At 57.8% G+C, this 22,997-nt stretch carries 17 protein-coding genes; 12 read left to right on the top strand and 5 right to left on the bottom strand.

Annotation, left to right across the window (positions count from 1 at the left end):
- Positions 1-9: 9 nt before the first annotated feature.
- The 3 genes from JYG33_RS09765 to JYG33_RS09755 form a co-directional block, all read right to left on the bottom strand.
- Entirely contained in the window at positions 10-1,299 is a 1,290-nt protein-coding gene (locus tag JYG33_RS09765) for an aromatic ring-hydroxylating dioxygenase subunit alpha (RefSeq protein WP_207872024.1), read from the bottom strand.
- 66 nt (positions 1,300-1,365) lie between these two features.
- The gene (locus tag JYG33_RS09760) at positions 1,366-2,643 is read right to left on the bottom strand and encodes an FAD-dependent oxidoreductase (RefSeq protein ID WP_207872021.1); all 1,278 of its coding nucleotides are present in this window, start codon (positions 2,641-2,643) and stop codon (positions 1,366-1,368) included.
- 33 nt (positions 2,644-2,676) lie between these two features.
- Complete coding sequence (locus tag JYG33_RS09755; RefSeq protein ID WP_207872018.1) at positions 2,677-2,991, bottom strand: non-heme iron oxygenase ferredoxin subunit; 315 nt, start codon at positions 2,989-2,991, stop codon at positions 2,677-2,679.
- A gap of 379 nt (positions 2,992-3,370) precedes the next feature.
- Here JYG33_RS09755 and JYG33_RS09750 point away from each other — a divergent pair, with 379 nt between their 5' ends.
- From JYG33_RS09750 to JYG33_RS09700, 11 genes are all read left to right on the top strand, one after another.
- On the top strand, positions 3,371-4,468 hold the full coding sequence (locus JYG33_RS09750; RefSeq protein WP_207872015.1) for a TRAP transporter substrate-binding protein: 1,098 nt from the start codon (positions 3,371-3,373) through the stop codon (positions 4,466-4,468).
- Positions 4,469-4,492: 24 nt separating this feature from the next.
- Complete coding sequence (locus JYG33_RS09745; RefSeq protein ID WP_207872011.1) at positions 4,493-6,895, top strand: xanthine dehydrogenase family protein molybdopterin-binding subunit; 2,403 nt, start codon at positions 4,493-4,495, stop codon at positions 6,893-6,895.
- A complete protein-coding gene (locus tag JYG33_RS09740; RefSeq protein ID WP_207872006.1) occupies positions 6,892-7,728 on the top strand; it encodes an FAD binding domain-containing protein in 837 nt (278 codons plus the stop codon). The genes JYG33_RS09745 and JYG33_RS09740 overlap by 4 nt, the downstream gene beginning before the upstream one ends.
- 3 nt (positions 7,729-7,731) lie before the next feature.
- Complete coding sequence (locus tag JYG33_RS09735; RefSeq protein ID WP_207872003.1) at positions 7,732-8,919, top strand: 2Fe-2S iron-sulfur cluster-binding protein; 1,188 nt, start codon at positions 7,732-7,734, stop codon at positions 8,917-8,919.
- 44 nt (positions 8,920-8,963) lie between these two features.
- The gene (locus JYG33_RS09730) at positions 8,964-9,983 is read left to right on the top strand and encodes an ABC transporter substrate-binding protein (protein ID WP_207871999.1); all 1,020 of its coding nucleotides are present in this window, start codon (positions 8,964-8,966) and stop codon (positions 9,981-9,983) included.
- Positions 9,983-10,762, top strand: a complete 780-nt coding sequence (locus tag JYG33_RS09725) for an ABC transporter ATP-binding protein (protein WP_207871996.1) — start codon at positions 9,983-9,985, stop codon at positions 10,760-10,762. Before JYG33_RS09730 ends, JYG33_RS09725 begins: the two co-directional genes overlap by 1 nt.
- Complete coding sequence (locus tag JYG33_RS09720) at positions 10,755-11,516, top strand: ABC transporter permease (RefSeq protein ID WP_207871992.1); 762 nt, start codon at positions 10,755-10,757, stop codon at positions 11,514-11,516. The genes JYG33_RS09725 and JYG33_RS09720 overlap by 8 nt, the downstream gene beginning before the upstream one ends.
- 38 nt (positions 11,517-11,554) lie before the next feature.
- Positions 11,555-12,163 carry a TRAP transporter small permease subunit gene (locus tag JYG33_RS09715; RefSeq protein WP_207871989.1) on the top strand — a complete coding sequence of 203 codons (609 nt, stop codon included), beginning with the start codon at positions 11,555-11,557 and terminating at the stop codon, positions 12,161-12,163.
- A gap of 11 nt (positions 12,164-12,174) precedes the next feature.
- Positions 12,175-13,851 (top strand): TRAP transporter large permease subunit, encoded by a 1,677-nt coding sequence (locus JYG33_RS09710; RefSeq protein WP_207875806.1) that lies wholly within the window; start codon positions 12,175-12,177, stop codon positions 13,849-13,851.
- Between the two features lie 24 nt (positions 13,852-13,875).
- Positions 13,876-14,898, top strand: a complete 1,023-nt coding sequence (locus JYG33_RS09705; RefSeq protein WP_207871986.1) for an XdhC family protein — start codon at positions 13,876-13,878, stop codon at positions 14,896-14,898.
- Between the two features lie 184 nt (positions 14,899-15,082).
- Positions 15,083-16,567 (top strand): NAD(P)H-hydrate dehydratase, encoded by a 1,485-nt coding sequence (locus JYG33_RS09700; RefSeq protein WP_207871982.1) that lies wholly within the window; start codon positions 15,083-15,085, stop codon positions 16,565-16,567.
- Positions 16,568-16,576: 9 nt separating this feature from the next.
- On the opposite strand, the gene JYG33_RS09695 is transcribed toward JYG33_RS09700, so the two are convergent.
- The gene (locus tag JYG33_RS09695) at positions 16,577-17,503 is read right to left on the bottom strand and encodes a DMT family transporter (protein WP_207871978.1); all 927 of its coding nucleotides are present in this window, start codon (positions 17,501-17,503) and stop codon (positions 16,577-16,579) included.
- Positions 17,504-17,655: 152 nt separating this feature from the next.
- Between JYG33_RS09695 and JYG33_RS09690 the strand changes: the two genes are divergently transcribed.
- Positions 17,656-19,260: a phospholipase D family protein gene (locus JYG33_RS09690; protein ID WP_279382236.1), complete on the top strand. Its 1,605-nt coding sequence runs from the start codon at positions 17,656-17,658 to the stop codon at positions 19,258-19,260.
- A 94-nt stretch (positions 19,261-19,354) separates the two neighbouring features.
- Here JYG33_RS09690 and JYG33_RS09685 read toward each other — a convergent pair whose 3' ends face one another.
- Positions 19,355-22,966, bottom strand: a complete 3,612-nt coding sequence (locus JYG33_RS09685; RefSeq protein ID WP_207871975.1) for an AAA family ATPase — start codon at positions 22,964-22,966, stop codon at positions 19,355-19,357.
- Between the last annotated feature and the right edge of the window lie 31 nt (positions 22,967-22,997).

The raw sequence follows: 22,997 nt of genomic DNA, 5'->3' as shown, positions 1-22,997 counted from the left end.
CAGCTCGTCTTACAGATCCATCACTTGGCGGTAGTACTGGTACATGGAGCGAATAGCCGCTTCCGAGATCAGCGTATTGGACGTACCCAGCTTGCTCTCATCGAGCTTGATGATGTTCACCTCGCTGCTGGAACGACGTACCCCTTCCTGTACAAACTTCATGGCCTCGTTATCTTCCAGACCCAGAAAACCGGCAGGACCCATCAAGTTGCCCTGACGCAGACGGTGACGCGTCATCTCCTCGGTATCGTCCTCGTAGCCAAACATGGTCCATTGCATGATCAGGCTGTTCGGGCCATTGGGCACAATCTGACGCACACCCAAGGTATTCATCTCGCGCTGAACAATCAGGTTGGGCCAGATCGTCTGCATGGTCACCGACCAGGGCGAATCAAACTCTTTGACGTAGTCCAGGAAACGCTCGTCGCGCAAACGCATATCGTCCACGAAAGAACGCATTTCCTTCTTGTTGTCCTCGCTGACCTCGGCATACTTGTCCTCGGACTTGGCGGATGCCATATAGCCATGGCGACCATGCACCGGGTCTACATACATCTGCGACTTGTTGCCCGCTACCAGCAAACCAAACACCACCAGGAAAGAGTGCAGCAAGGTCGCGTGGTAAGGATCCTTCAGATTCTCGTGGTACATCTTCCAGTTGCAAGGCAGCTCGTTACGGTAGTAGCCCAGAATTTTCAGCTTCTTGCCGGGGAAAATGGCCTCGAAATCCTTCAGGATTTCGGGTGTCAGATACTCCGTAATCGGCTCGACCTTGTCGCTGTAGGACGCAAAGATCACGCCATTGTGCGTGGTCACATGCAGCTTTTTCAGACCATGCTCAGAGTTCTTGAAGCTGCGCGGCATGCCGCCTTCTTTGTTCGCACCACGCTTGAAAGGAATCCCTTGCAGATCGCCCTTCAGGCTGTAAGACCACTGGTGATACGGACACACAAATTCATTAGTATTGCCCTGGTTATGACGGCAAAACTCCGCGCCACGGTGTGCACAGCGGTTTTCAAAGACGTTGATGCTGCCATCTTCCGCACGAGCGACGACCACTGGTGTGGAACCTACATATGAGCGCTTGTAATCGCCCGAGTCAGGGATTTCCGCTTCCAGCGCCACAAAGTTCCAGGTGTCGCCGTGGAAAATGCGTTCCATCTCGCGGTTGTAGATGTCGTTGCTGGTGTAGACCCAGTCTGGAATGGTGTTGAGCACGTCCTCGGGCCAGGTGCATTCCTCAACGGGGCGGTCTTTGGACCCGACCGTCTGGCCTATCACCGTTTGCGTCTGATACATGGAGATCTCCTCTGATAACTCTTTAATGATTCGTGATGACGAGGCGGCGCAGGCCGCTTCTCTTTCTTAGACTGAGGCCGTACGGGCCGCTTCTTTCACGTACTGGCGCAGCTTGGTTGCCGGGTCCAGCACGATGGCCGGATCCACAGGCAAGTCCTGTTCCATGACACTGCGTAAAGCGCGTAAATCTGCTCCGGCATTGACGGCAATCGCGTGTCGCAAATGTTGACCTTCAAAGGCCAGCAACATGAAGCTGATGGCATCGCCCTGGCTGTCCATGACACCGCGTACCTGATAGTTCAGATCCGGGCCGCCTTGGCCCAGCATCTGGATGTTGCAACCGAGCACATCCGTCCAGAACCAGCTAACGGGTGCAGCAGGGGCATCCTGCCCGGCAATGGCGTGGGCTACCTGACGAGCCTGCTCATTGGCGTTCTGCCAGGATTCGGTGCGCGTGCGTAAGGAGGTGTCCGGGCAAATCTGCGTGGCGCAATCGCCCGCCGCATAAATACCCGCCACACGGGTGCGACCCTGGCGATCCACAATAATCCCGGCTGTCATCTCGTCGACTGCAATGCCGCTAGCCTGAGCCAGGGCGGAGTTCGCTGTCAGACCCGCCGCCACAATGGCCAGATCCCCATTCAGGGTATGACCGTCGTTCAGCTCCAACTGCACGGGATGCTCGTTTTCGGCCACAAAGTGAGCCTGACGTACGCCATGACCCAAGCGCACCGTGATGCCTTTGGATTCAAAGCGCTCTAGCAGCCATTGCGACAAGAGGGCAGGGGCATTGCGGGCCAATAAGCGTTCGTTCGCTTCAATTACCGTGACCTGTGCGCCAGTTTCGCTGGCGGTAGAGGCCAGCTCCAAACCCATGAAGCCACCGCCAATCACCAGTGCGCGCAAGCCGGGCTGCAAGCGGGCTTGCAGACTGAGCGCATCGTCCAGCGTGCGCAGATACAGGGCGTTGGCTTCAGTGGCAGGTAATAAAGCCAGTTCGCGAGCAGCGCCGCCTGTGGCCAGCACGGCGTGCTCAAAGTTCCAGGTTTGGCCGTTGCTCAAGGTCGCCTGACGTGTGTTGCAGTCCAGCGATTGCACCGTCGTGCCGAGCAGCAGTTCTATTTGTTGTTCTTGGTAGAACTCTGCCTTTTGCAGAAACACGCTGTCTGTCGTTGCGCTGGCTTTAAGCACGTCTTTGGACAGGGGCGGACGCTCGTAAGGCAAGTGGGCTTCGTCGCCCACCAGCGTGATGCTGCCGGTATAGCCCAGGCTGCGCAGTTCGCGTGCCAGCACCGAAGCCGCTTGGCCAGCACCAATGATCAGTACGGAAGTGTGGTTTGCCATGATGTTGCAGGTCTCGTCAGCAAAAAAAAGTGCTTAGGCCTGGCTGAAGTCAGCCAGAATATCGCTGCCTTCAATACGCAGCGGATAGACCTTGATGTCCACCGTGGCAGGCGCGTTCATGGCCTTGCCTGTGCGCAAACAGAATTTGGCCTGATGCAAGGGACATTCCACACAACCATCCTCCAGATAGCCGTCGGACAGCAGGGCGTATTGGTGAGTACAGACGTTGTCGGTCAGGTAGAACTCGTCCTCCAGTTTGTGCAGGGCCAGTTTCTTGCCTTCCCACTCGATGGCCAGGGACTCTTCGTTGTCGATGGCATCGGTTTCGGAAATTTTTATCCAGTTCAAAGTTGTCTCCGGTTTGTGCTTTCAATTAGTCAGTATACTGTATAAATTATAAAATCAAATATCGTTTTTATAAGGGATTGCGCTAGTTGAGGCTTAAGCTATTGATGCGGCTTTCCTTTATCCCATCAAGGACATGCGTCAGTAGTTTCCCTGCTTGACCAAAAATTAATTAATCAGCACACTTACTATTATCGAAGTCGTGAATGTGATTTTTACAGCACGGCAGCATGGCTTCGGACATCCGTCTGGTCCCTTGGGGGGACGGTCTGGCAAGAGCATGATGTGTGCGCCTGAGTGCACGGCCAGATTGGCGGGAAAATACCCAGGCCCCTATCGAGCAGGGGGTGTGAATACATTAAAAAATACAAAGAGGTGAGTGATGGAGCGTCGTAGTTTTCTGCTGAAATCGGCAACGGTCGCGGGTGCAGGTCTGGCAGCAGTAGCCGCCCCTGCGATTGCGCAAAATAGCCCTACCGTGCGCTGGCGCATGTCCACCGGCTGGCCCAAAAGCCTGGACACCATTTACGGTTCGGCGGAAGCGCTGTGCAAACGTGTTAGCGAACTGACTGAAGGCAAGTTCGAGATCCGCGCATTCCCCGGCGGCGAGCTGGTGCCTTACGCCCAGAATATGGATGCCATCAGCAACGGCACGGTCGAGTGCAATCACGTGCTCAGCACCGCGTTTGTGGGCAAGAACACTGCCGTAACTTTTGATACCGGCCTGTCCTTTGGCATGAACGCCCGCCAGCACAATTCCTGGGTGCACTTCGGTGGCGGCCTGAAATTGCTGCGTGAAATGTACAGCCAGTACAACATCGTGAACTTTGTGGCAGGTAACGTGGGCGTACAAATGGGTGGTTGGTTCCGCAAGGAAATCAAGGACCTGGACAGCCTGCAAGGCCTGAAAATGCGTATCGGTGGCATTGGTGGCATGGTGCTGTCCAAACTGGGCGCTGTGCCTCAGCAGATTCCACCTAGCGATATTTACTCCTCGCTGGAAAAAGGCACGATTGACGCGGCCGAGTGGATTGGCCCTTACGACGACGAAAAGCTGGGCTTGAACAAAGTGGCTCCTTTCTACTACTCCCCCGGCTGGTTCGAGGGCAGTGCATCCTTGACCACCATGGTCAACAAAGATGCCTGGGAAGCCTTGCCTGCCAACTTCAAAGCTGCTTTCGAGACGGCCTGTAACGAGCAGACCATGCTCAGCCTGGCCAAGTACGACGCCTTGAACCCGGCTGCCTTGCGCAAGCTGGTGGCAGAAGGTGCCAAGCTGCGTTACTTCCCCAAAGACGTCATGAAGGCCGCTTACGACAAGTCCCAGGAACTGTGGAAGGAACTGTCGGACAGCAACGCCGATTTTGCCAAGATTTATCCAAGCTGGAAGGCCTTCCAGGAGCAGGAAGCCAGTTGGTTCCGGGTGGCTGAAAGCGCCCTGGACAACTTCACCTTCAGCGAGTTGGGCAAGCGCAGTTAAGCAGCACATTCTTAAGGTAGTGAAATGAGTCAGCACAGTCACCCGTCAAGCCTGGGTGGCCAAGGAGTCGGTGCGCGTATTCTCCGCAAGGAGGATGCGCGCCATCTCAATGGCCAGGGCAACTTCATCGGAAACATGACCATGCCAGGGCTGCAGGAAGTCGCCTTCCTGCGCAGCCCTATGGCGCATGCCCGTATTCGTCAGATCAATATTGAAGACAGCGCACGCGCGCAGGTTATTACCCGCGCTGATATGCCGGACTGTCTGGATATTTACGCCGCGTCCACCTTGCCCAGTTATCAGGCCTCCAGCATGCCGCCGCTGGCCTCGGGTAGTGTGCGTTATGTGGGCGAGCCGGTGGCTCTGGCCTTTGGCGAAAGCCGCGCCGTGGCCGAGGACGTTCTGGAAGAGATTGAAGCCTTGTATGACGAACTGCCGGTCTATGGCAGTGTGCAGGCCTCGCTGGCCGCACAGGGTGATCTGTTGCATGACGGCTGGCAGAACAATGAGTTTGTGACACTGCGCTCGGACGTGGCTTTTGAAGAGCACGCCGCCCGTGCCGACCGCGTGATCGAGCATTCCGTCAGCCTGTCGCGTCAATGCATGTTGCCTATGGAAGGCAAGGCCGTGTTGGCCTATTGGGATTTTCAGGCCGATCAGTTGGTGGTGTATTGCGGCAGTCAGATTCCGCACATGCACCGGACTGGTATTGCTCAGTTTCTGGGCATGGATCAGGCCCAGGTGCGCGTGATTTCCCCCGATGTGGGCGGTGCCTTTGGCTACAAATGCGTGCTGCATCAAGAAGAACTGTGTGTGGCCTGGCTGGCCAAGACTTTCCGCAAGCCCTTCCGTTTCATGGAAGATCGCCGCGAGCATTTGATTGCGGGCGCAAATACCCGTGAACACCAGTACCGTCTGAAAGCACATATCAGCAATGAAGGCCGCCTGTTGGCGCTGGATGCTGAAATTGATATTGATGGCGGCGCTTATTCTGTCTGGCCCTTTACTGTGGGTCTGGAAGTAGGTCAGGCCTTGGGTAACTTGCCCGGTCCTTATGATTTCCGTGGCTACCGCTGCCGCACGCGCGGTGTGGGCACCAATAAACCGGGTTTCATGCCGTATCGTGGCGTAGCCCGTACGGGTGTCTGTCTGGCCATTGAACAGATGATGGATCAGATCGCTTTGGCGGTCGGCAAGTCCTCCTGGGAGATTCGCTTGATGAACCTGGTGCAAGGCGAGCAAATGCCTTACGTCAACGTGGCCAACAAGCATTACGACTCGGGCGATTATCCAGAAAGCCTGCGTCGCGCTTTGGCAGCGGTGGACGTGGATGCCGTGATGGCACGGCAGGCCCAAGGCGAAGCGGATGGTCGTCTGATTGGTCTGGGTGTTGCTTCCTATACCGAGCAATCCGCACACGGTACGTCCGTGTTTGCGAGCTGGGGGACGGCTGTTATTCCAGGTTTCGACCAGGCCTTTGTACGCATGACGCCAGACGGTGGCCTGGAAGTGCGTGTCGGTGTGCACTCGCACGGTCAGGGTATGGAAACGTCTTTTGCCCAGATCGCCAGCGAGATTCTGGGTATTCCCGTGGCCAAGATCAAAGTGGTGCACGGAGATACTGGCCGCACCCCATTTTCTACCGGCACTTACGCGTCCCGTTCTTTGGTGATGTCGGGTGGTGCAGTCTCCAAGGCCTGTAAAGAGCTGCTGCCACGCGTGCGCAAGATTGCCGCCCATATGCTGAAAACCGATGTGGACAGCATGCAGCATCAAGGCGATATGTTCAGTGCCAATGACCGCCAGGTCAGCATCGCCCAGGTGGCTGATGCCTGGTACATCAACCCGCAACATCTGCCTGAAGATGTGGACCCGCAAGGTCTGGAACTGTCCGTGGGCTACAAGCCCAAAGTCGATACCGGCAGCTTCACCTACGCCAGCAATGCCGTGGTGGTGGCGGTTGATCCGCGTACCGGCGGGGTGGAAGTGCTCAAGTACGTGGTGGTGGAAGACTGCGGCGTCATGATCAACCCCATGATTGTGGAAGGTCAGACTATTGGCGGCATTGCCCAGGGGATTGGCACCGCTTTGTACGAAGAAATGCCGTACGACGAGTTCGGTCAGCCGCTGGCATCGACCTTGGCGGACTATGTCATGCCCGGTGCCTGCGAAGTGCCCAATATTCATATCGAACACATGGAAAGTCCGTCGCCCAATACCGAGTTCGGCGCCAAGGGCATGGGCGAGGGCGGGGCGATTGCGCCTCCCGCCGCCATCATGTCCGCCATCAATAATGCCTTGCGCTCCACGGGGGCACAGGTCTCGCATACGCCAGTGACACCGCATCGACTGCTGAGCGCCATTCGCGCCGCAGCACAGCCCGTTAGTCAGCAAGATAAACAGCCCGTGTCGGAGGTTCAGGCATGAAGGCCGCCAAGTTTGAGTACGAACAGGCCCAGAGCCTGAAACAGATCCAGGATGCCTATGGCAGCGACCCTTCAGCGCTGCGCTTGATGGGCGGTAGTCAGTCCCTGGGCCCCATGTTGAATCTGCGTCTGGTACGCCCAGGCCGTGTGCTGGATGTGTCGGCAGTGCCCGAACTGCGTCAGGTATCGGCCCATAAAGGGCAGGTGCGTATCGGTGCCGCGGTGACGCATGCCCAGATCGAAGACGGCATTCATGAACTGCTGCGCGGCCACATGATGCAGAAAGTCGCAGGCCGCATTGCTTACCGAGGTGTGCGTAATCGCGGCACCTTGGGTGGCAGCCTGGCCCATGCTGATCCGGCAGCGGATTGGGTGCTGACTTGTGCCGCTTTGGGTGCAAACGTCAATGTGCGTGGAACCCAAGGCAGCCGCAGCGTTCCCATGAGCGAATTCATGCTGGCCGCCTACACCACGGTGCTGGAAGCCGGTGAGTTTATCGAGTCCGTCGATGTGCCGGAAGTATCCGGTTCGGCTCGTTGGGGTTACTACAAATTCACGCGCAAAGTGGGTGAGTTTGCCGATGCCAGTTGCGCCTGCTATTTCGACCCGGCCACGCGCACGGCGCGAGTGGTCATTGGTGCCATGGAAGGCGCACCGCGTTCCTTGCCGGAGCTGGCCGTGAAAGTGGCCGCACAAGGGGCAGCCGTCCTGGAAGGGGACACCATTGCAGCGGCCTTGCAGCCGTATCTGGCACAGCGGGACGAAGCCCATCAGGTGCTGTTCCGTACGGTAGTAGAGCGCAGCCTGAAGCAAGCTCTGGGCGTGAAAGGTTAAGACATGGCAGAAATCTCGATTCAAGTTAACGGCCGCTTGCAAAAGCATGAGGCCGAGTCGCGTACCCACCTGGGTGATTTCATTCGCGAGAAAAGCCGTTTGACCGGCACCAACCTGAGCTGTGAACACGGTGTGTGCGGCGCGTGTACGGTGCTGGTCGATGGCCGTCCGGTACGCTCCTGCATTACCTTTGCCGGTGCCTGTGATGGCCACGAAGTCACCACCGTAGAAGGTTATGACGACGACCCGATCATGAGCCGTCTGCGTAAGGCTTTTTCTGAAAAACACGCCTTGCAATGCGGCTTTTGTACCCCTGGCATGTTGGCCACCAGCCGTGACATCGTGCTGCGTTTACCGGATGCAGATGAAGCCCGTGTGCGTATTGAGCTGTCCGGCAATATTTGCCGCTGCACCGGCTATCAGGGCATTACGGCCGCCATTCTGTCCGTGCTGCAAGCCATGCGCGATCAGCCCGATGCTCAGGTAGAAGCCTTGCGTGCCGCTGTGGTGCAAAACGTGCAACAGGACTGGAACCAGAACGGTTTCACCACCTTTGAAGCCGTACAGGAAGAAGTACAGGCTCCCGCTCCGGTGGCGGCTGCTGCGCCTGCCGCCTCCGGCAGTGCCGACAAGGGCAAAGGCCAGGCGATTCAAGGTGGTTTTGATGCCCGCTTCCCGGCTGATCAGGTCTGGGCTTTCATGAAAGATTTGCCCAAGGTGGCGGGTTGTTTGCCCGGTGCGATTATCGAGTCCCAGGAGGGGGCTACGGTACAGGGCAAGATCGCCATCAAGTTCGGCCCCATGTCGGCCGCTTTCAAGGGCAATGCCACGCTGGAAGAAGACAACGAGCGCCGTGCCGCCGTGCTGCGCGGCGAAGGTGTGGACTCTTTGAGCCAATCGCGTGCTCGTGGCGATGTCAGCTTCAAGGTCAATCCGGATGGCGACGAACGCAGCCGCGTGGAAGTCGAGTTGGTGTATTCGCTGCAAGGGCCGCTGGCGCAGTTTTCGCGCTCCGGGCTGGTTCAGGACTTCGTACGTCGCATGATTGCGGAGTTCGGCAAGAACGTGAACTTGCGCCTGGAAAAACCGCTGGCCGAAGGTGAAGAACCGGTCGTGGCCGAGTTCAATCCGGTCAAGATGTTCTTCAGCATTTTGTGGGACCGCTTCATGGGACTTTTCCGGCGCTCATAAACGCCTAGACGACGCAAGACGATAAATAAAACGGGGGTAAGGAGATGACGGAGCGTAAAGCTTTGGGAGGACGTGTGCGCCTCGCAATCGGGGCCACCTTGTTGTTGAGCACGTGGGGGGTGGCAGCAGAACCCTTGAATGTGAAGCTGGATTGGACGCCTTGGGCCGTTCATGCCCCGTTTCATCTGGCGGTGGAAAAGGGCTGGTTCAAGCAGGCTGGGCTGGATGTGCGCCTGGAAGATGGCAACGGTTCGGTGACGGCGGTGCAGATCGTGGGTGGCAGCGACCGCTTCGATGTGGGCCAGGCCGCACTGGCTTCTATGGTCATTGCCCGCAGCAAAGGCTTGCCGGTCAAAGGTCTGGCTACCTTTGCCACGACCAGTGATATTGGCGTGCTGGTGCCCAAGGATTCGGGCATCACGGGGCCGGAGGGTTTGAAGGGGCGCAAGATCGCCTATACCGCCGGTTCGCTGGAAGCTCCGTTTGTGGATGCCTTCCTGGCAGCAGGTGGATTGCGCCGCAGTGATGTGGATCTGCTGAGCGTGGATGCGGCTGGCAAGGCCGCCACCTATGCCGTGGGTCGGGCAGATGCGGTTATTTCAACTATTCCGTTTGTCTTGGCCTCGGTGTCGCGTCAACGTGAGTCCAATGCCATTCCTTTTGCTCAGCATGGTCTGGATATGGTCAGCTTTGGTCTGTTCACCAGCGAATCCAAGCTGGCCAGTCGTGGTGCGGAGCTGACGACATTCTCTAATGTGGTCGCCAAGTCCTGGAACTACATTTACAACGGTCACGAGCAAGAAGCTGTGGATGCGATTGTGGCGCAACGCCCCAATGCGCGTTTGGACAAAGCGATTTTGCTGGACCAGTTGAACATTCTTAAAACCTACTTTGGCCCAGCCGTCGGGCAAGGCAGCATTGGTGTGAACCAGCCTGCGGATTGGGACAAGACGATTGCCACGCTGGAGCGGGTGGAGTTGATTCCCGCTGGTCAGAAAGCCACGGATTTCTACCAGTCCGGCGTGGTGACGACGCAATCCCTGACCGCGCTGGAGCAGAAGTAATGGCGGCGCGGGTTCTTTCTCAAGATGTGCGCAAGCGCTTTGAAGGTGCGCGGGATGTGCTGGCCCTGGATGGCATTAATGTCGATATTCAACCCGGCCAGTTCATCAGCATTCTGGGCCCTAGCGGCTGCGGGAAAAGCACCTTCTTGCGTTGTGTGGCCGGGCTGGAAGATATCAGTAGTGGCTCCCTGACGGTAGACCAGCAACCCGTCAGCGGCCCGCCCGATCAGGTGGGCATGGTGTTCCAGCGCGATGCCCTGCTGGAGTGGCGCACCATACGCGACAACATTCTGTTGCCCCTGGAGTTCGCGGGCAAACGTACGGCGGACTATCTGGACAAGGTGGATGCCTTGCTGGCCTTGACGGGCCTGTCCCAGTTTGCGGATAGCTATCCGCGCCAGTTGTCTGGTGGCATGCGCCAGCGCGCTTCCATCTGCCGTGCTCTGGTCGATGACCCACGCCTGCTGCTGATGGATGAGCCTTTCGGTGCGCTGGACGCACTGACGCGCGACAACATGAACGCCGAGTTGCAACGCATCTGGATGAAAACGGGCAACACCACCTTGTTTGTGACGCACGGCATTGCCGAAGCCGTGTTCCTGGCCGATACCGTGCTGGTGTTTTCCTCCCGTCCGGGCCGCATTCTGGAACAGATCCACATCGACTTCCCCCGTCCTCGCCCGCTGTCTCTACGCGAGACCCCGGAGTTCGGGCGTCATGTGGCTCATATCCGCCAATTGTTTGGTATTGCCGATGGTGCAGGAGATAGCCATGAGTAAAGCCTTGCGTTCCATGCCCTCCTGGTTGGCGGGCGTGGTCTCTACCGTCGTGGTGTTGTTGGCGTGGGAACTAATTTGTTGGCTGGGGCAGGTGCGGGAAGTGATTTTGCCGCGCCCCTCGCTGATTCTGGAGGATTTGTATGGCGAACTGGGTTGGTACATGGGTCAAGCGTTATACACGCTCGGCATCACGCTGGCTGGATTTGTACTGGCCGCCGTAGGCGGCGTGCTGATCGCGGTCGCTTTAGTGTGTTCACCGCTCTTCGAGCGTTTTTGCTATCCCCTGATTGTGGGTTTTAACAGTATTCCGAAAGTCGCTCTGGCACCCCTGTTCGTGGTCTGGATGGGCACCGGCTACGAGCCCAAGGTGGCTATCGCCTTTTTGATTGCTGTCTTTGCCGTGATTGTGGATACGGTGCAAGGCCTGCGCTCGGTCTCGCCGGACATTCTGGACCTGGGCCGTGTCCTGAAAGGTGGGCCGGTCGCCCTGTTTTTCAAGGTGCGTTTGCCTTCGGCGCTGCCGTCCATCATGGCGGGCCTGAAAGTGGCTCTATCCCTGGCTTTGGTGGGAGCCATTGTGGGCGAATTCGTGTCCTCCCAGCGGGGGCTGGGCTTTGTGATCATGAGCGCCCAGGGGGTGTTTGACACCGTGCGCGTGTTCTCCGCCCTGTTTATTTTGGCCGTGATGGGTCTGGTGTTGTATTTCCTGCTGGACGCAGTTGAAAAGCGCGCTACCCGTTTTCGGTCCAACTAGATTTCAACTAACTTCAACGCAGAAAATCTGGGGGATTGATGCAATCTTTACTAAAACTATCAAGGGCGATCGACAGCCTGAATCAGCTATGTGGCCGGGTGGTCATGTGGGTGGTTCTGCTGGTGGTGTTGATCAGTTCCTATAACGCCATTGCGCGTAAATTTTTCGATTCCAGCTCCAATGCCTGGCTGGAAGTGCAATGGTATTTGTTTGGCGCCTTGTTCCTGCTAACCGGTGGCTACACCTTTTTGCGCAACGAACACGTACGCGTGGACGTGCTGGCCTCGCGCCTGTCCGAGCGCAAGCAAATCATGATCGAAGCGGCGTGTGTGGTGCTGTTCATGCTGCCTGCCTGTATCGCCATCATGGCCTTGTCCTGGCCGGTGTTCATGGACTCTTATCTGACGCAGGAAGTGTCCTCCAACTCCGGTGGCCTGATTCGCTGGCCCGCCAAACTGATTATTCCTATTGGTTTCGCCCTGATTTCCCTGCAGGGGATTTCGCATCTGATCAAGTGCATTGGTTTTTTGCGTGGCGCTTGCCCCAACCCCAACAAGAAGTTGCAGGAAAAAACGCCCGAAGAGTTGCTGGCTGAAGAAATTGCACGGCAAGCCGAGGCCAAGTTAGTGCATCAACAGAAAGGCTGAACCAGATCATGATGGATTTATTTGTCGCCAATATGGCGCCAGTGATGTTTGCATCACTGATTGTTTTCTTGCTGCTGGGCTTTCCGGTTGCCTTTGCTCTGGCCGCCAACGGCATGGTGTTCGGCCTGATTGGTGTGGAAATGGGCCTGTTCAACTGGTCCTTGTTCCAGGCCTTGCCGCTGCGGGTGTTTGGCATCATGGCCAACGATACCTTGCTGGCCATTCCTTTCTTTACCTTTATGGGGCTGATTCTGGAGCGTTCGGGCATGGCGGAAGACCTGCTCGATACGATTGGCCAGTTGTTTGGCTCCATGCCTGGTGGCCTGGCGATTGCCGTGGTGTTTGTGGGTGCCATGCTGGCCGCCACAACCGGTGTGGTATCGGCATCGGTCATTTCCATGGGCCTGATCTCCCTGCCTATCATGCTGCGTTACGGCTATAGCCGTCGACTGGCAACTGGGGTAATTGCCGCCTCGGGAACACTGTCGCAGATTATTCCGCCATCCCTGGTGCTGATTGTGTTGGCTGACCAGTTGGGTCGTTCGGTCGGCGATATGTACCGTGGCGCGATGGTGCCCGGTCTGGTGCTGACAGGTGCCTACCTGCTTTACATCCTGATTCTGGCTGTGCTGCGTCCCAAGGATGTGCCCCCCATTCCCGTTGAGCATCGTACGTACTCGGAGGCCAATGGCCGTTCGGGCTCCCGTTCCTTGTGCGTGCTCCTGCTGATCTCTCTGGTTGCCGGTTATGTGCTGGACGAGTTCTGGATTGACCCCAATGGCCCGGTTGATGAGAAAGTCATCATTGGAATTTTGCTGGTAGGTGGTGTGGCCTTCTTGCTGGCTCTGATCAACAAGTGGCTCAAGCTGGGTTTGTTGTCGGTATTGGCCGAGCGGGTCGTGTTTGTAATGATCCCGCCGCTGGGGCTGATCTTCCTGGTGCTGGGCACGATCTTCCTGGGGATTGCTACCCCTACCGAAGGCGGCGCGATGGGCGCAGTCGGTGCCATTCTGATGGCCGTCAGCCGTGGTCGACTGAGCATTGATTTGCTCAAGCAGGCTATGGACACCACAGCCAAGCTGTCCTGCTTTGTGATGTTCATTCTGATCGGTTCCACCATCTTCTCGCTGACTTTCCGTGGCGTGGACGGTGACCTGTGGGTGGAGCACCTGCTGATTGACCTGCCAGGCGGCGAATACGGCTTCCTGATTCTGGTCAGTGTGCTGGTGTTTGTACTGGCCTTTTTCCTGGATTTCTTCGAGCTGGCTTTCATCATCGTGCCTTTGCTGGGGCCGGTGGCCGACAAGATGGGTATCGATTTAATCTGGTTTGGCGTGCTCTTAGCCGTTAATATGCAAACATCCTTTATGCATCCACCATTTGGCTTCTCACTATTTTATTTGCGCTCGGTGGCGCCCAAGGATGATTACATCGACAAAGTGACTAAAAAGAAGATCCCGGGTGTGGCCACAGGCGACATTTACTGGGGCTCCGTACCCTTTATCTGCATCCAGATTGTGATGATTGCCGTGGTATTGCTGTTCCCCGGCATGGTGACGCACTACAAGGGCACGGGCGCCAAAATTGATCCCAATACAGTCACGATCGAAATGCAGGATGAATACGGCGACAACATGAATCCCTTTGATGATTCGGGCGACGGTGGTGGTATGCCGGTATTCAAGTAAACACAGGAAAGACAGGAGACGACTATGGAGAGCCTGGATGTCAGGGTATTGCGCCAGTTGCAAGAATGGCGCGCACAAGGGCGTGATGCCATTCTGGTCACGGTTGTGCAGACCTGGGGTTCGTCCCCCCGTCCAGAGGGCTCCATCATGGCTCTGGAAAAGGGTGGGGCGGTGGTCGGATCAGTCTCGGGCGGTTGTATCGAGGACGATCTGATCCGCGCCTATCACGACCCTGAAGGGAGCGATAAACGCCTGCACGGCGATGGTCGCCCCCAACTGCTGACCTATGGCATCAGCGCGGATGAAGCGCACCGCTTTGGCCTGCCTTGCGGGGGCACGATACGCTTGCTGGTGGAGTTCAACCCCTGCCCGCAGGCCTTGTCGGATGTGCTGGGTTTGCTGGAACAGCGTCATCTGGTGCAACGTCATGTGGATCTGCAAACCGGCCGTGCCTGGGGCAGCGCTACCCGTGTTCCAGCGGCTTTGCACCTTAGCCAGGATTGCCTGTCTGTCACCTTTGGCCCGTCCTATCGGCTTTTGCTGATCGGGGGCGGGCAATTGTCCGAGTACGTGGCCACCATTGCCTTGTTCAATGGCTTTGATGTGACGGTGTGCGATCCGCGCAGCGAGCATATTCAGGGCTGGAGCGTGGCGGGCGCACGTGTGGTCAGCGGCATGCCCGATGACGAGGTGATCGCCTGCGTGCCAGATCGGCGCACCGCCATTGTGGCCCTGACGCACGACCCCAAGCTGGACGATATGGCCTTGCTGGAGGCGCTGAAAAGCAGTGCCTTTTATGTGGGGGCGATTGGCTCGCGGCGTAATAACCAGAGCCGCCGCGAACGCCTGGCCGAGTACTTCGATTTGACGGCCCAGGAAATCGACAAGCTTAAAGGCCCGATTGGTTTGTATATAGGCAGCAAAACCCCGGCAGAGATTGCGGTCAGCATCATGGCTGAAATCATTGCCATTAAAAATGGGGTGGATGTGCCGCGTGAGCTGTCTGTGGGCTCCGTCAAGGATAGGCAAGAGCAGCAGTCCGCCTAAGCAAGTGGCTGGCGATAGCGACAGTTCTGCATTCAGACAATTCGCACTAAGATAAGAGAACGGGCGGCGACCCGTTCTTTTTTTGTCGTCGGCCGGTCCAGTATCGAACGCCTTTTCGGGACCGCAAACGGGTGATAAGCCGTCTGTGGTCAGGTGTCTTTATTTCTGCCTTTGTGAGCCTGCCATGCCCCTCGTGTCCCAATATGGTTTTTTGCCCCTCAGCGCAGCTCCCGGAAAACAGGCCCTGTACAGCCCGGCACAATGCGCCAGTATGGACGCGGCGGCACCGGGTTTCGGGGTATCCATCGAGCAATTGATGCAGGCCGCCGCCAGTGCGGTGGCGCGGACTGTGCAGAGACACTGGCCGCAAGGGGCTGTGCTGTTCTTGTGCGGGCCGGGTAATAACGGTGGTGATGCCTTGGTGGCCGCGCAAATTCTGCGCGAACAGGGGCGGGTTGTTTCTGTGTTCAGTCTGGTGGACCCGTCCCTGCGACAAGGAACGGCTGCCTGGGCGCAATCGCAATGGCAGGGTCGCTGGGAAAGCCAGTGCCCGGATTTCCGACGTTTTTCCGTGGTGGTGGATGGTTTGCTGGGTGCGGGTCTGGATCGCGACGTAGAAGGCGAGACAGCCGCCCTGATTCAGTCCCTGGCGGCTTCCAAAGTGCCTGTGTGTGCCATTGACGTGCCGTCGGGTCTGGATGGCGCCAGCGGGCAGGTGCGCGGTGGGGTGGCGCCTGCCACGGTGACAATCAGCTTTGTACGCTACAAGCCGGGTCATGTGCTGTATCCAGGGCGGGCCTTGTGCGGCAAGCTGGAGCTGGCCGAAATAGGCATGCCTGCCCCCGCTTTGCAGGAGCCCAATACCTGGTTGAATGAACCGGCTTTGTGGCAAGGCCATTTGCCGCAGTTGGGGGCCCAGAGTCACAAATACACCCGTGGACATGCCTTGGTGGTTGGGGGCGAACGAATGACGGGTGCCAGTCGTCTGGCGGCCCGTGCCGCGCAACGCGCTGGAGCTGGGCTGGTCAGCATGGCAGTGCCGCCTTCAGTCTGGCCCGTTTACGCCAGCGCAATGGACAGCATTATGGTGGCGCCTTTGGATGAAACCATTAGCACGGACGAACGGATTCGTGCCTGGCTGGTGGGGCCCGGAGCGGGCCTGGGGGAGGCGACCCGTCGTCTGACCTTGGCTTTGTTGGCGACCGGGAAACCGTGTGTGCTGGATGCGGATGCAATCAGCAGCTTTGCCGAACAGCCGCAGGAATTGCTGGATGCTTTGCACGAGCAATGTGTGTTGACTCCGCATGCCGGGGAGTTCGTTCGTGTTTTTGATGGCGGAGCAGATAGGTTGGAAGCCGCGCGTCTGGCGGCTCGGCAATGCGGGGCTGTGTTGGTTCTGAAGGGGGCGGATACGGTGATTGCCGCGCCGGACGGACGGGCCTTGATCAATGCCTGCGCGCCACCCTGGTTGGCGACAGGGGGCAGTGGGGATGTATTGGCCGGTTTGGTGTGCGGCTTGTTGACCCAGGGCATGCCTGCTTTTGAGGCAGCAGGCGCTGCCGTCTGGCTTCATTCACAAGCCGCCCTGGAGTTTGGCCCCGGCCTGATTCCAGAAGATCTGTTGCAGGTGCTGCCGCGCGTTTGGCAGCGGCTTCTGTCCAGAGCCTAGTTTCTGCTGTTATTTATTACGGGGTGCGCGTTGGTAAGCCAAGGCGATAATCCCGCTTAGCACCACGGCCCCACCCAGCAATTGGGTGGAGTTCAAGGTTTGCTTCAGAATCAGCCAACCCAGAATCAGGGAAGCCACCGGCTCCATATTCATGAAGGGTGCGTTGCGCGTCATGTCCAGCCGTGGAGCCAGTACAAACAGGGTTACAAAGCCCGTGGTGTACAGCGCACAGACCAGCGACAGGGCAATCCAGCCAACAGCATCGTGGGGCAGGGATGAGCCACCGGGCAGCAGCCCCAAGGGGCTCAGGGCAATCAGGCAGACCAGAGTTTGGCTGATGGTACAGAAACTGCGTACCAGACCGGGCAGGGGCGCCAGTTTATTTTCTGTAATCCACAGGCCAATGGCAAAGGTCAGGGCAGTCAGCAGGCTGCATACCACGCCCAGCACCCATTGCGCATCCAGCGTTGCGCCCTTGATCAGGCTAGGTGTATCCAGTGCCAGCAAGAGACCGACCAGAATCGCCACCATGATGATGGAGGTCTTGCGAGTCGGTTTGTGCCCACCCAGTACCCAGGTCAGCAGGGCCAGCAGAATCGGGTACATATTGGCCACCAGCAAGGCCAGGGCCACCGGGATGCGGGCAATAGAGGAGTAAATCAGCATGCACTGCAGGGTGATCAGCCCGCCCAGCATCAGTTGCCAGCCCAGATACTGACGCGGCACATGCAAGGCTTGCTTGCGCCAGATCAGCAGCATGCTCAAGGCCAGGGTGGCTGCGGCCGAGCGGAAAATAACGGAGATGATGAGCCCGGTGCCGTGGTCCAGCGCCACTTTGGCCGCAATATGGTTGGCGGCGAAGGAGCTGCCCAGCATCAACAGCAAAATAATGGCAAGGTGGCGGGGCAGTAAAGCGGAAGACGTTGCGGGCGGCATGCTACTTGTTTCAGGTTTAAAGTATGGGTTGGTGCTTTATTGTTGTCCGCCCTGTCACTTGCTGCAAGTATTGATTGCGAAACGTGCCATCGGTCTGCCGGGATGGCGGTGCTACTATGTGCAGCGATGCCCATGTCCACAGAGATGCTTTCATGAAAATCGACCCCAGCAAGAAGCCGACAATTCCCCGTTCCAAGGGGCAGCCTTTGTCCTTCTTTTGGCGCAGCCTGATTGCCGGTGGAGCCTTGCTGGCTGGCTTGACCGGGTGTGCCTTGCCCTCGCTGGAAGGGCGTAGCCAGACTGAAGCCTTGCCCCTGGATCAGGCGCAAAACACCATGATTGGTCAGGCTGTGGACCCCATGGCGCAGCAGCATCCCGGACTGACGGGAATTTATCCCCTGTTCGATCCGCACGACGCCTATGCCGCCCGTGCCTTGCTGGCCTTTGCCGCGCAAAAAACCCTGGATGTGCAGTATTACATCTGGCGGGGCGATACCACTGGCACCCTGATGCTGGGCACCTTGTTGCAGGCAGCCGAGCGTGGTGTGCGTGTGCGTTTGCTGATTGACGACAATGGCATCACGGGCCTGGACGATACCTTGGCCGCCCTGAACGCACACCCCAATATTGAAGTGCGCCTGTTCAATCCTTTTGTGCTGCGTTGGCCCAAGCCGCTGGGTTTTCTGACGGACTTTTCCCGCCTGAACCGGCGCATGCACAACAAGTCCTTCACCGTGGATAACCAGGTCACCATTATTGGCGGGCGTAATGTGGGGGATGAGTATTTCGGTGCCACCCAGGACGTTCTGTTTGCAGACCTGGATGTGATGGCGATTGGCGCGGTTGTGCAGGATGTGTCCAAGGATTTTGATCGCTACTGGGCCAGCCAGTCCGCTTATCCGGTAGACAGTCTGATCAAGACGGGCGGCCCGGATGCCTTGGCCAAGTTTCAACAGCAGTTGCAAGAAGCCGAGGCGCAACCGCGCGCCAAAGACTATCAGCAAGTGTTGCGCGAATCGGATCTGGTCAGCCATTTAGTGCGAGGCGAGCTGGATTTCCAGTGGGCACGCGCCACCATGATCAGCGATGATCCTGCCAAGGCCTTGGGTCCCGTGAACCCGGAGCAGTTGCTGGTCTGGCAAATGGACCATGTGCTGGGCAAACCCACTAGTCAGGTGGATCTGGTGTCCTCCTACTTCGTGCCCACCGCTGCGGGCGTTCGTGCGTTTGAGGACATGATGGCCCGGCCCGGAATGCGGGTACGGGTGCTGACCAATTCCCTGGCTGCTACAGATGTGACGGCCGTGCATGCAGGCTATGCAAAACGACGCAAGGCCTTGCTGGAGGCAGGTGTGCAGTTGTGGGAGCTGCGACCTACCCACGATAAGCCGACTCGCCACGGCTCCGGGCCATTTGGTAGTTCCGGCTCGGCTTTGCATGCCAAGACCTTTGCGGTGGACGGCAAGCGCTTATTTGTGGGTTCCTTCAACTTCGATCCGCGTTCGGTCAATTTGAATACCGAGCTGGGCTTCATTATTGAAAGCTCGGAAATGGCGCAAGCCTTGTCCAAGAGTTTTGAGGAAGTCCTGCCTTACCGCAGTTATCGCGTCGAGCTGGATGATAAAGGGGAGCTGGTCTGGATTCAGTTGAATGAAGACGGCACCCAGCGCCTGTTCACGACGGAACCCAATGCCAGTATCTGGCGACGGGCCGGAGTGGGTGTGCTGTCTATCTTGCCGATTGAGTGGTTGCTCTAAGTCACGCTTTGCCAGGCGCAATGGATGTGAAATGCCCCCAAGGATAAAGCTGAATCCTTGAGGGCATTTTCATGTGGGTGTAGCGGGTTGCTGATTAGACCTTGAGTTTCTGCACAGCCTGTCGACGCGCCTGAATCCAGTCCGCGTAACGATGCAGGCTGTGTTTTTCCATGTGCTGCTCGGCCAAATTCCATTCCTGCAAGGCCTGGGCATTTTCGCCCAATGCCATCCAGGCATCCCCGCGTACACAGTGCAGCTCGGCGCCCAGGCTGTTGGTGTCGTAGCGCAGACCTTGTGCTGCAGCCTTGTCCAGCCAGGGCATGGCTTCATTGCTGCGACCCAGGCGAATCATGGCGCGAGCAATCCGGCTCATCAAACCATCGGTGCTGATGGGCAGACCGTACTGAGCAATTTGCACGCAGTCGAGCAGGGATTGCAGGCTGGTCTCGCGGCCATGCAGCATCACATGGCAATAGTGCAGGTAAGAGCGGCTAAGCGCAGACCAGGGCTCGGGGTTGTGCGACTTTTGCAGCTCTTGCAAGGACAGCTCGGCCACTTGCAGGCAGTCTTCCAGTTGCTCCATCAGGTAGTAAGCCTGCATTACGAACAGATGGGTAATGGCTCGCAGGGAAAAAGCGGTATCGGCGCGCAAGCTTTGCAAGGCTAAATGCGCATGTTGCTGAGCGGCGTCCATATTGCCTTGCAAGGCCAGGGCGACACTCAAGGTGCCAAAGGTAATGGACTGCGGGAAATGCTCGGCAATGGCCTGACGACTGTTCTGCTCTTTCAGATCATCAAACACGGCCAGGCTCAGGTTCAGCGTCTGGACGGCATTATTGACATTGCCTTTCCAGAGCTCGTGCTGGCCAATCGCGTACAGAGCCCAGCTCCGGTTTTGATCGTGGCTGGTTTCATTGGCCAGGGCCAGCAGTTGGCGCGCCTTTTGCAAGGCTTGCTCGAAGTTGCCCTGGGCTTGAAACGCCGTCCAGGCCGTCCACAAGCTGATCATGACCTGATCCGAGTCATGCTCGTCATGCAGCTCATGCCCCAGCTCGTAAGCCATGGCGGTAGACGCAGAGGCCGGGCCGTACAGGGCCGATTCAATGGCGCCTTGCAACATGCGACATTCAAACTGCAGGGTTTGGCGAACCTGCAGGTCCTCAATCAGTTCGCTGCGGTTCAAGGAGCGTTGCAGGTATTGGCTGGCCTGACGCAGATCGTCTTTTGCCAGCGCCTCACGGGCGGCGCGTTGCCACCAGAAAGCCGCTTCCGCGCTTTCGGCTTCACACAGATGCAGAGCAATCTGCTCGGGAGCATGGCGACGGCGTATGCCATGCTGGGCGATGGCATGGTGGGACTGGCGCAGTTCTTCACGCATTGCCACGCGCTCCAGCGCCTGGGCGGCCAGAGGCAGGCAGGAGACGCTCTCGTCATGCAGATCAATCAAGTCCAGCGTGGCCAGTGTGTCCAGACCACTGCTCAGTGCGGCTTGGTCCAGGCGCAACATCAGGGCCAGTTCGTCGATGGCAATGGTTTGCTCATGCAAGGCAATGCTGAGCAGGATGTGGCGCGTAGCGGGCAAGAGGCTGTGGTACTGAGTACAGATCAGATCAGTCAGGCACAGCGCGTCGCTGCATTCGATATTCAGTTCGTGGCAGCGCAGCAGCTCATTGGCGTGGCCCGGATTGCCTGCGCTTAACTTGACCAGACGGCTGCGCTTGTCACGGGCCAGTCGTTGGCCACGTTGGCCGCCCAGCAAGCTGTTGATGCTGGAGCGATCCAGGGCACGCAAACTCAAGTGCTCGGCGCGTTCCAGACCATGGCCTGGCTTGCGGCTGGTGGTCAGCAAGAGGGTCGGGTGACGCGGTGCAGTATGCGCCAGCAAGCGAATCAGACGCTGGGTAGGCGGGTCGGCCCACTGAACATTTTCAATAATCAGCAAACGGCGGCGGGGGGAATTGCCCTGGCCGCTGAGCAAATTGAACAAGAGGTCCATATGAGCCGTAGAGGGCTCATTCAAGTCCTGCTCGTCAGGTCCGCTGTTCAACCATTGATGCAGGGACTGGGCCTGTTTGGGGCTGATCTCCAGGGCCTCTTGCAAGGTCTGCACAGAAAAGGGGTCGCTAGGCTTGCTGCTTTGCGACGTGAGGTAATCGCCAATCTGCTCGTGCAGCCATTGACGAATCGGGTGCCAGGCCACGCGGCGTTTATCTTCGCGACAATGCAGCACAATGCAGTGGTGGGCCGTTTTTTGTACATAGTCGGCCAGCGACTGCACCAGCAGGCTTTTGCCAATATGGGCGCGGCCGTGAATGGCGATGTGATGCAAGGCACGATTAGGCCCGATATGTGACCAGGCTTGCACCAGATGATCGAACTCCTGGGAGCGACCATAGACGCGGCTGGTTAAACGGCTGTGATCAATATCAGAGGGGCTCAGGTTCAGCCACAGGGCTTCATTGTGGCGACCCAGAGGGCCTTGAATATCCTTGATGTCCAGACGCAACGCAGCTTGCGAACTGATACGCGGTGCGCCGGGTGCAGCCTCCCAACTCAGGGGCAGCACAATCTGCGCCAATTGGCCCCACGGGTCGGGATAAGCGCTTTGGTCATCCATTGCCAGATCGGCATGAAGGGCGATGCTCAGCTTGACGTGCTCATCCATGCGCAAGGTCGCGGCGACGCGGGCCAGTTGGGCCGCCTGGGTGACGGGCGACTCCAGCAACTCGGGATAGCCAAAGTAAGCGATCAACTGATTGGGACCGGCCTCGCAGGGCCAGCCACCATGATGCTCAATCAATTGGTGCAAGGTCTGGCGGCTTTTTTCCAGTAAGTGTCCACCTTGCTCGCGAGCATGGCGGTGGCCGGGTTCAAATCGCAGGCAGAAACCCACTGCGGCCAAAGGACGCAGACGCAAGGAGACCGACTTGGGTAGAGCTGTGGCGGGCAGATTGGCAGGGCGCTGGGGCAAATCCACCAGGCTGCGCGTTTGGGCGCTAGGCTCACAACCCAGACGATCCGCCAGCAGTACCGAGCATTGCTCGTAGGCGTGCAAGGCGGCTTCGTGTTGGCCTTCCTGCTTGAGCAGACGAATCAGCTCCTGATGCAGCTTTTCTTCTTCCGGCCAGATCAGGAGCCAGCGTTTAAGGTAACTGATTGCTTGCGGCGTGGGCAGCGCAGCCAGGCCGGATTGTATGTAACGGTCACGACATTGCGACAGAGTCTGTCGAATGTTTTGCTGTGTATCTTGCAACCAGTCCTGCAACTGTTCGCCATGATGCAACTTGACCTGGCCCAGCAAGGGGCCTTGATACAGATTCAGGCGTTCCAGGTCATTGAGCGAGGGCTGGCTGGGGTGTTGCAGCAGGCTCAGCACATCCACCTGGGCCCGGCTAGGGTCCAGGGCCAAGGTGTCATTGGTAATGTGCAGGGCCTGATCACAGCCTTCAAAGGCGCGGCGCAAGGCATGTAGCGCATGGCGCAAACGAGCACGGCCCACACTGATCGGGTCTTCGTGCCAGATCGTTTCAGCCAGGCGGCTACGACTGATCGGTTTGCCCTGCGCTAGCGCCAACATGGACAACAAAATACGCGCTTTATCGTAATTAATGATTTGTGCGCGGCATTGTCCTTGAACCAGTAGTCGGTACGTACCGAGTAGGTAAATTTGGGCCAAGTGCGAAGCAGAGGAAGGCAAAACATCCATGGGCTCGGGCTCGTATCAAGAGTTAAGCAAT

The sequence above is a fragment of the Alcaligenes sp. SORT26 genome (genome assembly GCF_017377875.1).
GTDB classification, from domain to species: domain Bacteria; phylum Pseudomonadota; class Gammaproteobacteria; order Burkholderiales; family Burkholderiaceae_B; genus Alcaligenes; species Alcaligenes parafaecalis.
This window is presented reverse-complemented; position numbering and strand designations above follow the sequence as displayed.